Here is an 11,952-nt window from a genome sequence, read left to right as displayed (position 1 = left end):
CAGGGTCAGCGCGACGCTCGCGTTTTCCGTGTACAGCTCCTCGTACACCAGCGCCGTGTCCACCAACGACCGGCCGTCGCCACCGACTGATTCCGGGATGCACAGGCGCAGGTAGCCGTCCGCGATCATCCGTTCGTACGCCGGCTTGGTCGCCGCGAAGCGTTCCTCCGGGGTCGGCAGGTTCTCGGCGGTCCTCGCCTCCCGCAGGACGTCGACGGCGAACCGCCGGGCACGGGCTTGGAGTTCACGTTGCCGGTCGTCCAGGCTGCAATTCATGGGCATCGGGCCACCTCCACAGCTGAAACGTATGCGCACTCAGGGGTTCGACGGAACCGGCCGGCCCGCTTACGGGGGCCGGGTTTTCCGTCCGCGGCGGTCGACCCCGTCGCGGCGGGTCCCCCACGTTCCTCGGCAACCGACCCGCCCCGGCCAACGCCTGCCGCAGCAACATCTCGATGTGCGCGTTGACGCTGCGCAGTTCGTCCTAGATTGATGGCGAAGGGTTTGCTTGTCAAACCGCGGATCTCAGCAATGACCTCGCTAATCGCTGAACTGCCAAGTGTGACCGCTCCCAGCGAGCCGAGCCCTCCCAAGTTGGATACGGTTGCAGTCAGACGCTGCGACGGCAGTCCGCCAAATGGCGCTTGGATGATGGGGTAATCGATGCCTAGTTGTTGTGCGACTCTGGTGGACCTCCAGGATTTCCTTGCATTACCACTTGCCAGCATGTGCCCCACCATCCAGATGGACTACTTCGCCGTTGACAAATTGAGCAGACTCCAGATAAAGCAGCAAGTCGGCCACTTCTCCAACTTCGGCTAGCCGCTTCAGTGGACTCAGCTGCCTAAGAAATTCATGCGCTTCGACGGGATTCATCGGTGTGTTTACAACACCGGGCGCAATGGCATTGAAGCGAATACCCTCGGCCGCAAATTCAATGGCTAGGGCTCGTGTGACGGACTCCAAGCCTGCCTTGGTTAGGTTTGCAAGGCTTCCGGGGACTCCTGCGATAGGCTGGCTTACCAACGAGGTGGAGATATTGACGACGTGTCCGAATTTCTGGAGACGCATTTGCGCCACCGCGAGTTGCGACACATAGAAGAATCCTGCCAGGTTTGTCTGCGTTGCCCTCCGAAAATCTTCGGCGGTGTACTCGGTAAAGGGCTTGGGAATAAAGACGCCTGCGTTGTTTACCAGCAAATCGACAGTTCCAAAAGTCTGAATTGCGGTGCGCACGACATGTTTGGCCGTTTCCTCGATACCAATGTCGCCGTCCACCAGTTTCAGGTCGGCTGTGTTGTGGAGCGTCATAGTGGACGTAATGTTCCGAGAGTTCGCAACCACGCGATAACCCTTTTCGATCAGCTTCTTCACCATCTCGAGGCCGATCCCACTCGACGCACCCGTGACGATAGCAACCTTGGGTCTTCCCGAGAGCGCGTCCTGCACCCGGCCTTCCGACGAAGAGGATCTTAATGTCATGATTGTCTCCTCCTTAGTGTTTCGCGGCGTATCGCCGATACAAACAAACGTTATCGAGTTTCGGAAACATCAGGGTTGTAAAATGACACCGATGATTATGTCCCCCAGTTTGATCGCAAGTTGGTTCGCATGCGATGAGCGCTCGGGCCTTTTCCTCAGTACACCGATTCCAGCAGCCCGAGCACTTCCTTTTCCGTCATCGGCCGATCGACCACTCCCATGTGTGCGAGTTCGCGTGCAATGGGAGCCACGATCTCTCCCAGCTCCTCGCGCGGCACGCCGGCCTCCCGCAGGGTCTTCGGCACGTCGAATTGCGCGATGAACTCTGCAGTGCGGTCCGCGCAGGCCAGCGCTGCCGCCTTAGGATTGTCCGGGTCGAAAGGAATTTTGTAGCCTTCGGCAATAGGACCGAATCGGCCGGCGGCCATCTCCGCCATGAAGCGCATCGAGTTGGGCAGCGTGATGCACGAAGTCACGCCATGCGGCACGTTCCATCGCGGTCCGATCTGATGGCCCAGCAGGTGGGAAAGCCCGAAGCGTGTGTTCATGGCGCCGTAAATGGAGAACCAGGCCGCCATCTGGCAGTGCCCGCGGTGGGCCAGCCGCTCAGCGCCCTGGGTGCGGACAGACGCGGGCAGATGCTCCGTCATCAGCGCGATTGCCTTACTGGCGAGCGCGTCGCTGATAGGCTGGTGCCGAATGGCATAGGCGCACTCGATGGCGTGATCCAGAGCACGCATCCCCGTCGTGACCCATAGCCAGTCCGGGGTGGCGAGCGTCATCGCCGGGTCGTTGATCACGGTGCGCGGCATCACACGCGGGTCGTAGAGGACGCTGCTCTTCACGCGTGTGGATTCGTCCGTAACCCCGCCTCCCCACGTGTATTCCGCCGCCGAGACGGTCGTGGGAACCGCGATATGGATGAGTTCGCGCCCCGGCAATAGTCCATAGGCCGCTGCCTTGGAGGAATCGATCGCACTACCGCCGCCGAAACTGATCAGCGAATCGGCTTCGAACCGCTCCATTTCCTTCTGCAGCAGCTCGGTAGTCTTTCGCGGCACGTGCATCACCACCCCGGCGAACACGCCGGCGCACCGCGAACCGAGCGCCCCGGTGACCTCTTTGAGGATCGGAAGCTCGGCCACCCCGCCCGTGGTGACCACCAGCCCGCGGTGCAACTCGCGCCGCTCCATTTCATCTTTTAAGGCCGCTATTTTTCCAGGACCGTAAATCAGCCGTTCGAGGGGGCTCAGATTGAATTCGCCTACCGGCGGTTCCAAAGGCATGAAGTTGACCTCCATGATCATCTCTCCTGATTTGAGTTGCACCTATTTGCTCTTCATTGCGGATTCCCGTGGTCCTACTCTCCTCTATGCCGTGACCCGTCCAAGCTGGCCTAGCGATGGGCCTCGGCGTCTACTTCGGCCGGTCGTGCTCAGTTCATAGGTTACGATGCGGGGGACGTTTCGGGCGGAGATCACACCTGGGTCATTCCTCCATCGACGACGACTTCTGCTCCCGTCATGAAAGACGAGTCGTCGGAGGCGAGGAACAGCACCACGCGTGCGATCTCGTCGGTCGATCCGAATCGCCCCTGTGGGATCCTGGCTTTGAGCGAAGCGCGGGCGGCCGCCGCGGCCTCGGCTGAGAGCACCTTCTCAATGATCCCCGAATCGGTGGGTCCCGGGCTGATGGCGTTGACACGAACCCCTTGCTCGGCCAGTTCGGAGGCCGCTGTTCGTGCGAACGAGCGGAGCGCGGCCTTCGACGCCGCATACGCGCTCGTGCCTGCCATCCCCAGATGCGCGTTAATCGAAGCGTTGAGGATGACAGCGCCTCCGCGACGGAGCAGGGGCATGGCCGCCTTCAACGCGAGCCAGGGACCTTTCACGTTGACGCGGAAGACCTCATTGAAGCTCGCTTCGTCCATCGCCGCGATGGTGCCAAAACTAGCTATTCCCGCGTTCAGAAACAGCACGTCGAGCGCGCCGTGTTCCTTGGCCACGTGGGCGAAAAGGTCTTCGATCTCTGCTGCGTCTCCAGAGTCGGACGATACAACCTCGGCGATCCCGCGCAAGGTCGCGCGCGCGACCTCGAGAGTCGCCCGGTTCTTTCCCGTTATGATCACGCGCGCTCCTTCCGCGTGAAAGAGCTTCGCCGTCGCCAGTCCAATGCCGGTGGTTCCCCCAGTCACGAGCGCGATCTTGGCTTCCAGCTTCCTCTTCACGCCCGTTCCTTGCTGAACTTCGATTCGGTTAAGATGCTTACCCGCGGTCTGCAGCACCGGTTAGTACCTCACTTTACGATGGTTGGTGATTGATCTCTCTCCTGATCAAACTCTTCACGAAACCGGCTTTATTCCGGCCAAGAGCACCATGTCGCGATCCCAGAAGTCCCCTTGGATCTGGATGGCGCGGTTGGAGACTCAGACGGTCTTCGCGAGGGACGGTCACGCTACGCCGGACAGCGCCACGACCGCTTGCTAACCTATCAGAGGATGCGGACCTCTTCAGAGAGCCGCGAGATACGCTACGATCTTGCCCGTGACCGGGCCCGCGGCTTGCTCACGCTCACCCGCCAGAAGCCGCCTGTGGACGTGCAGGCGATCATCGACCTCGCGGGTGTGCCCGTTGTCGAGCGCGTCCTTGTCGACGGGGTCCGCGGGACCATCGGCGATGTTGCCGGCCGGCGAACGATCATCCTCAACCGGCGCCATCGGTTCTCCTCGCAACAGGAACGACGGTGGGCTCTCGCCGAGGAACTCGGCCACGTCCTGCTGGACCACCGGCTTGTGGAGAGCACTCAGCCCGGCAAGCCCACGATGGGACTGCTTGAGGAACGTCGTCTCCTGTATGAACGCGAAGCCCGCGCATTCGCGGCGGAGTTGCTGATGCCGTTCTTCGAGGTGCGGAAGCGATGGTTCGCGATCTCGCAAGAACGCCCAGTCAAGGGGGAGTTGAGCCTCGAGGACCGGGTCAAGCGGCTCGCGGACGAGTTCGGCGTGACGCCGATGGCGATGCGCGTTCAGTTCGAGCAGATGAAGCGGGTTCAGTCTGTGGCTAAAGAGACCTGGAGTTAGCGACGCTAGTTGCCAGCCTTCATGGCCCTCCATTCCCCAGACGCCTTGTAATCGCCCAACCCCACAGTAATGTCCGCGTCGAAGTAACCCTGCATCAGGGTCGGATTGACGAGTCGCCCGTCGAGCGTCATGCGAATGACCTCTGATTCCCCGGTAAGCGTGATGCGTATTCCCTCTGGTTCCCATCTCCCTTTCATCTGAACCGCAGCGCCATCACGCGCGCCCCCCAAGAGGATATTGCCGTCTCGGCTCCAGCACGTCATGAGGGTCCCGCTCTGGCCGCAGGACAAATCGCCGCCTTGGCCTAACCGCGCCTGATCCACAGAGTTCCCCTGCGTCACCGTGATCGTCATTATCCAGTGACCGCTCAGGTCTGAACCCGCCGGCTGCGCCACAGCAACTCCGACCCAAGCGAGCACGACCACTAAGACTGCCGTTGCGAGGACGCCAATCGCGCTGGCGTTCACCAGCTTCTGCATCTCTCTCCCCCTTTAAAGCCGGTGGAACCCCCGGTCATCATCGGTAGCGCCCACATCGGCTCCCGGTCAGACCCGCATATAATGAACAGGTGAATCTGATCCACCCATAACTCTCCTGAGTCCCCTTATTCCTTAGAGCCTATCCCAAAACCCTTTGGGGAGGCCGTAATTGGCCTGCGGGCTATGTCGATTCCGAGTGCGCCCGCTCGACCATGTAGTGAGCCGGATCCGACGGGTGGCCGGCGCGCGGGTTAATACCGCAGAACCGTTCGGGAGCGGCGGCTTCGAAGCCGCGTCAGGAGGAGGCATTGGCTCATGCCTAAGATGAGAGTCCACGCGTTTGGGATTTCGGTCGACGGGTACAGTGCTGGGCCAAGTCAAAGCCTTGAGAATCCACTCGGCATTGGCGGCTTGGCGTTGCACGATTGGGTGTTTTCGACTCGCGCCTTTCAACGCATGCATGGAAGAGACGGCGGAACGACAGGAATTGACGATGATTTTGCCGCGCGTGGTTTCGAAAACATCGGAGCATGGATCATCGGACGCAACATGTTTGGGCCTGTCCGGGGGCCCTGGCCTGACGAGAACTGGAAAGGGTGGTGGGGTGAAAACCCACCGTACCACGTTCCAGTATTTGTGCTGACCCACTACTCGCGAGCCCCCATTTCGATGGCGGGCGGGACTACGTTCCATTTCGTCACCGACGGTATTCATGCTGCCGTAGAGCGGGCTTCCGCAGCAGCAAACGAAAAAGACATTCGCATTGGAGGAGGCGTTGCCACGATCCAACAGTTTCTGCGCGCTGGACTGATTGACCATCTCCATCTCGCCATTTCGCCGATACTTCTCGGGTCGGGCGAGCAGTTGTTCGCGAACATCGACATGCTCAAGCTCGGTTACCAATGCGCCGAGCACGTGTGCACGCCAAAAGCGACCCACGTGGTCTTAGAACCTATCCTAAGACCATCAGTCGGTAGACGATGAGGGCGCATGCGAAGTGCACCAAACCCAGATAATTCTCCACCCGCTCCTCGAAGTAGGTGCTGAGGATCCTCAGGCGTCGGTCGAGGCCGCCGGACGGCGAGGCTGTCCAACGCGGTCGTCGCGGTTTTCATGTCATGGGTATTAGGATCACGATACACACCGGCAGGACTCCCCGGCGACGAGCGGAAGATCGTGGGCGTGACGCTGGGAGGCGTGATTCTTGCGGGCGGCGAGAGCCGGCGGATGGGGCGGCCGAAGGCCTTGCTGCCGATTGGCGGCACCACCCTGATCGAAGCGGTGATCGCACGGCTTCGCGAGGCCTGTCCCGAGATCCTGATCGTGACCAACACGCCCGAGCTCTACCAGCACCTCGGAGTCCGGCTCGTACCCGATGCCCTTCCCGGGCGTCAATCTCTGGTCGGGATCTTCACGGGGGTCCTGCACACGGGGGGGCCGACGTTCGTGTGCGCCTGCGATATGCCGTTCTTGAACCCCGCCCTCGTCCTCTACCTCGGCTCGCTCGCCGAGGGGGTGGACGTCGTGATCCCCCGGCACGGCGGGGACTATGAACCCCTCCACGCCGTCTACACGCCTGCGTGCTTGGAACCGATCCGGCGATGCATCGCGCGCCGGGGGCGCAATACAGGATTTCTCAAGGATGTGCGCGTGCGCACCGTCGAAGTCGAGGAGCTCCGCCGGTTCGACCCCGACCTCCGCTCGTTTGTGAACGTCAACACGCCCGAGGACTACGCCCGAGTGCAGGCGACCGTCCCCCCGGGAACGTGACGGCTGGTAGCCGCCTTATCGGGCGGCGGTGTGTGGATCGAGAATCTCCCGCATCCGCTCGCCGAAGAGATTAACGGCCAGCACGAGGACGAGGAGCGCGAGTCCTGGGATCGTGCTCACCCACCACGCGGTGAACAGGACGTTCCGGCCCTCGTTGATCATGGAGCCCCAGGCCGGAATGCTCGGCGGGATGCCGACGCCGAGAAACGACAGCGACGCTTCGAGGACCATAAAGTAGCCCAAGCGCAAGAGCGCCACGACGGCCACCGTGTTCACGATGTTGGGCAGGATCTCGCTCACGAGGATCCAGGAGTTGGGGTAGCCCATCGCCCGGGCCGCCTCCACGTATTCCCGGTTGGCCTGCGACAGCGTCTCCCCGCGGGCGAGCCGGTAGAACTCGATCCAGCCCTTGAGCGCAAGCGCCCAAATGAGGTTCCAAAAACCGGGCCCGAGAAACGCCATCATGCCGATGGCGAAGATGAGGTATGGAAACGCCTGCAGCAGTTCGACGAGACGCGCGCCGATCATGTCGATGCCGCCGCGAACGTACGCGCCCAACATCCCGAGCGCCGTCCCCGCCACGGCGGAAAGCCCGACCGTGAGCACGCCGACCAGGATGCTCACCCTGGCGCCGTAGATCATCCGGGAGAGCACGTCTCTGCCGAGCGCATCGGTCCCGAGCCAGTGGACCGACGACGGCGGCGCGAGGCGCGCGGCGAGATCGGTGGCCGCCGGACTGTATGGTGCGATGAGCGGCGCGAACACGGCCCCGAGCACATACAGCGCCACCAGCACCCCGGCGGCACATCCGACGGATTCGGCCGCGAGCCCGGCCGAGACCCGGTGCACGGATGACAGGGCGCGGGCGCCGTGCCGCCGCATCGGATACAGGAGGGAGAGCGTGCTCGCGCTCAACCGAGGCGCCGGGCGGGGGTCACGCCACTTCCATCTGTGGGTCGAGCACGGTGTACGCGACGTCGACGGCCAGATTGGCGGCGACGTACGTGAGAGCATAGAGCATCACCGCGGCCTGCACCACGAGGTAATCCCGGGCGAAGATCGAGTTGACGACCAATCGTCCGAGCCCCGGCCATGCGAACACCGTCTCGACGATCATGTTGCCGCCGAGGAGTTCGCCGATCTGCAGCCCGGCGACCGTGATCGCGGGGATGAGCGCGTTCCGAAGCGCGTGCTTGATGACGACCGCCGCCTCGGAAAGCCCTTTGGCGCGAGCCGTCGTGACGTACTGGCGATGCAGCGCCTCGATCATGGACGAGCGGATGGTCCGGGCGAGAACGGCCGCAAAGACGACCCCGAGCGTGAGCGCCGGCATGACGAGATGGCGGAGGACGCTGATGACGGCCGCTCCATTTGCGGCGAGCAGGCTGTCGACGAGCAGGAACCCCGTGACCGGCGGCACGCCGATCGCGGGGTCGATCTGGCCGGACGTCGGGAGCAGGCGGCCGTTCACCGCGAAGAACAGGATCAGCAGCAGCCCGAACCAGAACGCCGGCATGCTGGCGCCGAGCAGCGAAGTCGAGAGCACCGCGCGGTCGACCCAGGATCCGGGCCGAAGCGCACTCACGAGCCCCAGCGGCACCGCGATCAACACGGCGATCACGATCGTCGCGGCCGTGAGCTCGATCGTAGCGGGCAGCGCTTCCGCGATCAAGGCCGCCACCGGCCGGTGCTGGACGATCGACGTGCCCAGGTCGCCATGCGCGAGCTGGGTGAGGAAGAGAACCAGTTGGACGTGCAGGGGCTGGTCCAAGTGGAGTTCGTGTTGCACGGAGCGGATGAGCGCGGCGCTGCTGGTCGTGTCTCCCAGCATGATCTGAACGGGATCGCCGGGGAGTAAGTGCAGCGAGAAAAACGCGAGCACGGCGACGCCCAACGCCACCGGAATGGCCAGCAGCACCCGATGGACGATTCGCAGCCAGCGCATGGGTTCGCGGGTCGAACCGCGCCTCGCCCTCAGTACCCCGCCTGCTTCAGCAGCTCTCTCGCTTTCACCGCGTCGTAGGGATACGCCTTGAGCGACGGATCATACCCGAACCCCGTCGGTAGAAACGCGGTGGCCAGCCGTTTCGCGTAGCCGTGGTAGATGTCTTTGAGGATCGGGTCCCAATTGATCGCGTAGTTCAGCGCCTGGCGCACGCGCGGATCGTTGAAGGGGTCCGCCTTGTTATTCAGCTCGATCTCGTACGATCGCGTTCCCTCGGCGGTCTGCACCTGGACGTTCGGGCTGCTCTTCAGCCGGTCGACGAGATCCGGCGGCACCTCCTGGATGATCTGCACCTCGCCCGATAGCAGCGCGGCGATGCGCGTGGAGGGCTCCGGCATCATCCGGAAGATGACCTGCCGCAGTTTCGCCGGGCCGGCCCAGTAGGAATCGTTGCGCTCCAGCACGATCTCTGCGTTCAGCGCGCCCCGTACGTACCGGAACGGGCCGCTGCCGACCGGCTTGGCGATAAACCCCGCCTCGCCGGCCTGCTGGAGATACTTCTGGGGTACGATCTGAAAATGGACGAGCGCCTGGAGCAAGAGCGCCTCCGGGAACGCCGCGCCGTACACGAACCGGACGTGCGTGTCGTCGAGCTTCTGGACCCGGAGCAGCGGCCCGAGGAGGTCCTTGCGGGTGCTGGACTGCCCGCTGATCGCGCCGGGGGTCAATACGCGCTGAAACGTGAAGACCACGTCATCGGCCGTGAGGGGGTCGCCGTTCTGAAATTTGACGCCGGGGCGGAGCGTAAAGTCGTAGACCGCCGGACCAACCTTGCGCCAGGAGGTCGCCAGCTGGGGCACGACCTTCCCGTCCAAGGTATGGGCCACCAGCGCGTCATAGATGTTGCGCAGCACAGCTTCCCTGTCGGTCGGGGGAATGCCCGGATCGAGCGGGGCGATCGAGTCGTTGCGCATCCCGATCACCAGACTGTCGCCGCTTCGCAGGCTGGCCGGGTACATGCTCTCGCTGTTGTCGGCCGCGGGGGCCCAGCCCGCCACCGCGGTCGACTGCGCCTCGATGTTTTGCAGGACGTAGCCGAACGACCACGGCGCGTCATTATAGAGCGTGCGCTGCGCGTCGAAGTACGCCGCTTTGCGGGCCGCCTCGTTGCCCGTGCTGGAGGCCACCGCCATATCCCGGTCCACGGCGGGACTGGAATAGAACGAGAAATTCCCGCGGGCGCGCGTCACAAATTTGGGCACCGCCAGATCGAACGGATCGAAGTAGGCGCTGCCCCAATCGGTCGTGTACGCGACACGCTGGCCCGCCTGGATCTGCGCGATCAGCACCGACAGCTGCCAGACCCGGACCTGCGCGGTGATGCCGGCGCGGTCCAGCTGCGCGACAATCGCCTGGGCCTCCGTGGCGCGGTTCGGCGTCGTGTCCAGCACAAACGACAACGTCCGCGCGTACACGTCCGTCGCATTGGCCACACACAGGGTGAGCAGCGCGGCGGTCAGGATCCCCCATGTCCTCCCTCGCATCACACACCCCCCCACATCGCGCGGCCGGCTACGCGATGGGAATCTCGATGTCGAGCAGCGGCGCGTACTGCTGGGCCCCGAAGATGTCGGGGTCGCCCGGGCTCCCGCTCGGCCGCGTACGGTAGACGGTGAACTTGATCGCGCACGCCGGGTCGAACTCGACAAAGTCGGAGATGCGCGTTTCTGGAATTCCGTAGAGGCGCGCCACCGAGGCCTTCGTGATCGCGCCGCTCCGCGTCGTCCGTTCGTACGTTCCGCGGTCGGCGAAGATGATATCGAACGTGATCTTATCGACCCCGGCGTTCTTGCTGCGTACGACCTTCGCGAGCGTCGACAGTTTGGCGGTGTTCATCGCCGGCTCGCCGCCTCCACCCGCGTCCCGACGTCGACGAGATGCAGCGGGAAGAGTTCCAGCGGATCGTCGACCCGCAGGGTATGGTTGATGGTCCAGCGGTAGGCCGGACTTGCCGGGAGCACCTCGTCGAGCGGGAAGGCCACGCCGCCCGCCGTGCCCTTCACCTCGGGCAGGCGCGCGTAGAACAGCTGGCGCGTGCCGGTCATGCAGACTTCCTCGGCCATCGCTTTGTCGGGCGCGACGCCGTAGACGACGATGCCCAACTCGTGCGCCGGCGTCTTCACCGGTTCGAGATCGCCCATGACCCCGTTCCGCCCAAACACCTGATAATGGAGTTCATACCCGCTGCGGCCGAAGCGCTCTTCGACCTGCTGCCGGGCCCACGCGATGACACGGTCGATGTTGGCCACCGTATAGGGATCGCGCACGCCGGCAATCCCAACATAGCGCTCCCCGACTTTGCCGGCGCCCTCCAGTTTCACCCGGAGCTCGGGGGCGGGCGTGAACACCGGCCCCGTGATCCGCGTCGTCCGTTCGTCGTGCTGCTCGTAGCGGCAGCCAGTCATCTCCAGCACCCCGCCGAGCACATGTTCAAGGAACGGGTTTGAGCGCTCGTACATGGCATGCCCGGAGACCGACGCGATGGTGCAGCGCTGCTCCGGGTGCATCGCGGTCACCCTCACGTCCTCCATCGAGATCTCGCCGATCACGCTCTCCTTGGCCCCGTACGGTTCCGCGCAGAAGGAGGCGCATTCGAGGACCTTACCGAGGTAGTAGGAGAGGGCTTCCGGGAAACCGGCGCGGATGGCCGGCCCGGCGCAGATCGCGCAGTCGCTGCTGCGGCCGCCGATGATGACGTCGGCCCCGAGATCGAGGAGCTTGTTGTACGGGTGGATGCCGGCCATGGCCACGACGCGATCCGTGGCCGCGAGGTCCTCCGGGCTCAGATCGGGCCGGCCGTTCAGCCCGGTGACGGCCTCGCCGGCGGCCATCCGGCTCCGCAGCAGATCCTTCGGGACTTCGGAGTAGAAATATCCGAGCCGGAACGCCGGGAGGGCATGGCGCGCGGCGATCTCGCGGATCATCTCCACATACCGGTCGACGCGGCTGTTGGCGCCGGTGTCGCCGGCGGACCCAATGAGCATGGGCACGCCCAGTCTGCGCGACGCCAGCAGGATGTGCTCGAGATCGTGCCGCTGCCACGCCTCGGGGCTCGTCGACGTATCCGATCCCAGCGAGCCCGGGCCGATGTCGTCGCTTCCGGAGTCCGCCACGATGAAATCGGGGCGCGTCGCCAC

General features: G+C 63.8%; 13 protein-coding genes and 2 pseudogenes. 3 read left to right on the top strand and 12 right to left on the bottom strand.

Annotated elements, in window-relative coordinates; genetic code table 11:
- The 6 genes and pseudogenes from VFP86_03830 to VFP86_03805 all read right to left on the bottom strand — a co-directional run.
- Positions 1 to 282: acyl-CoA dehydrogenase family protein (locus VFP86_03830; GenBank protein HET8998754.1), on the bottom strand; the 282-nt coding region annotated here is incomplete at its 3' end.
- Positions 245 to 484 (bottom strand): annotated as a pseudogene (locus tag VFP86_03825) (hypothetical protein). The gene VFP86_03830 and the pseudogene VFP86_03825, both read right to left, overlap by 38 nt.
- A gap of 46 nt (positions 485 to 530) precedes the next feature.
- Positions 531 to 728, bottom strand: a pseudogene (locus VFP86_03820) (nitronate monooxygenase).
- Positions 712 to 1,482: an SDR family oxidoreductase gene (locus VFP86_03815; GenBank protein ID HET8998753.1), complete on the bottom strand. Its 771-nt coding sequence runs from the start codon at positions 1,480 to 1,482 to the stop codon at positions 712 to 714. Before VFP86_03815 ends, VFP86_03820 begins: the two are co-directional and overlap by 17 nt.
- Before the next feature lie 155 nt (positions 1,483 to 1,637).
- Entirely contained in the window at positions 1,638 to 2,783 is a 1,146-nt protein-coding gene (locus tag VFP86_03810; protein HET8998752.1) for an iron-containing alcohol dehydrogenase, read from the bottom strand.
- Between the two features lie 176 nt (positions 2,784 to 2,959).
- On the bottom strand, positions 2,960 to 3,709 hold the full coding sequence (locus VFP86_03805; GenBank protein ID HET8998751.1) for an SDR family oxidoreductase: 750 nt from the start codon (positions 3,707 to 3,709) through the stop codon (positions 2,960 to 2,962).
- 270 nt (positions 3,710 to 3,979) lie between these two features.
- Between VFP86_03805 and VFP86_03800 the strand changes: the two genes are divergently transcribed.
- The gene (locus VFP86_03800; GenBank protein ID HET8998750.1) at positions 3,980 to 4,561 is read left to right on the top strand and encodes an ImmA/IrrE family metallo-endopeptidase; all 582 of its coding nucleotides are present in this window, start codon (positions 3,980 to 3,982) and stop codon (positions 4,559 to 4,561) included.
- Between the two features lie 5 nt (positions 4,562 to 4,566).
- Here VFP86_03800 and VFP86_03795 read toward each other — a convergent pair whose 3' ends face one another.
- A complete protein-coding gene (locus tag VFP86_03795; GenBank protein ID HET8998749.1) occupies positions 4,567 to 5,040 on the bottom strand; it encodes a hypothetical protein in 474 nt (157 codons plus the stop codon).
- A 315-nt stretch (positions 5,041 to 5,355) separates the two neighbouring features.
- On the opposite strand from VFP86_03795, the gene VFP86_03790 reads away from it, so the two are divergent.
- Together VFP86_03790 and VFP86_03785 are read left to right on the top strand one after the other, a co-directional pair.
- Complete coding sequence (locus VFP86_03790) at positions 5,356 to 6,024, top strand: dihydrofolate reductase family protein (GenBank protein ID HET8998748.1); 669 nt, start codon at positions 5,356 to 5,358, stop codon at positions 6,022 to 6,024.
- Between the two features lie 192 nt (positions 6,025 to 6,216).
- On the top strand, positions 6,217 to 6,810 hold the full coding sequence (locus tag VFP86_03785; protein HET8998747.1) for a molybdenum cofactor guanylyltransferase: 594 nt from the start codon (positions 6,217 to 6,219) through the stop codon (positions 6,808 to 6,810).
- A gap of 15 nt (positions 6,811 to 6,825) precedes the next feature.
- Here the strand turns inward: VFP86_03785 and VFP86_03780 are convergent, their stop codons facing one another.
- Genes VFP86_03780 through VFP86_03760 form a run of 5 tightly spaced genes read right to left on the bottom strand, consistent with a single transcriptional unit; the run spans position 6,826 to position 11,952 of the window.
- On the bottom strand, positions 6,826 to 7,725 hold the full coding sequence (locus VFP86_03780) for an ABC transporter permease (GenBank protein HET8998746.1): 900 nt from the start codon (positions 7,723 to 7,725) through the stop codon (positions 6,826 to 6,828).
- A 19-nt stretch (positions 7,726 to 7,744) separates the two neighbouring features.
- On the bottom strand, positions 7,745 to 8,755 hold the full coding sequence (locus VFP86_03775; protein HET8998745.1) for an ABC transporter permease: 1,011 nt from the start codon (positions 8,753 to 8,755) through the stop codon (positions 7,745 to 7,747).
- A gap of 29 nt (positions 8,756 to 8,784) precedes the next feature.
- The gene (locus VFP86_03770; GenBank protein HET8998744.1) at positions 8,785 to 10,299 is read right to left on the bottom strand and encodes an ABC transporter substrate-binding protein; all 1,515 of its coding nucleotides are present in this window, start codon (positions 10,297 to 10,299) and stop codon (positions 8,785 to 8,787) included.
- 28 nt (positions 10,300 to 10,327) lie between these two features.
- A complete protein-coding gene (locus VFP86_03765) occupies positions 10,328 to 10,651 on the bottom strand; it encodes a DUF4387 domain-containing protein (protein HET8998743.1) in 324 nt (107 codons plus the stop codon).
- Positions 10,648 to 11,952, bottom strand: coding sequence for an acyclic terpene utilization AtuA family protein (locus VFP86_03760; protein ID HET8998742.1), 1,305 nt, complete (start codon positions 11,950 to 11,952; stop codon positions 10,648 to 10,650). The genes VFP86_03765 and VFP86_03760 overlap by 4 nt, the downstream gene beginning before the upstream one ends.

Source organism: bacterium (assembly GCA_035703895.1).
Lineage (GTDB): Bacteria > Sysuimicrobiota > Sysuimicrobiia > Sysuimicrobiales > Segetimicrobiaceae > Segetimicrobium.
Note: the sequence above shows the minus strand (reverse complement) of the source record. Positions and strands in the feature narration are given on the sequence as shown.

Coding starts and splice junctions, on each gene's coding strand:
- VFP86_03815 (HET8998753.1), bottom strand. CDS start 1,482: ATGACATTAAGATCCTCTTCGTCGGAAGGCCGGGTGCAGGACGCGCTC.
- VFP86_03810 (HET8998752.1), bottom strand. CDS start 2,783: ATGGAGGTCAACTTCATGCCTTTGGAACCGCCGGTAGGCGAATTCAAT.
- VFP86_03800 (HET8998750.1), top strand. CDS start 3,980: ATGCGGACCTCTTCAGAGAGCCGCGAGATACGCTACGATCTTGCCCGT.
- VFP86_03795 (HET8998749.1), bottom strand. CDS start 5,040: ATGCAGAAGCTGGTGAACGCCAGCGCGATTGGCGTCCTCGCAACGGCA.
- VFP86_03790 (HET8998748.1), top strand. CDS start 5,356: ATGCCTAAGATGAGAGTCCACGCGTTTGGGATTTCGGTCGACGGGTAC.
- VFP86_03775 (HET8998745.1), bottom strand. CDS start 8,755: ATGCGCTGGCTGCGAATCGTCCATCGGGTGCTGCTGGCCATTCCGGTG.
- VFP86_03770 (HET8998744.1), bottom strand. CDS start 10,299: ATGCGAGGGAGGACATGGGGGATCCTGACCGCCGCGCTGCTCACCCTG.
- VFP86_03765 (HET8998743.1), bottom strand. CDS start 10,651: ATGAACACCGCCAAACTGTCGACGCTCGCGAAGGTCGTACGCAGCAAG.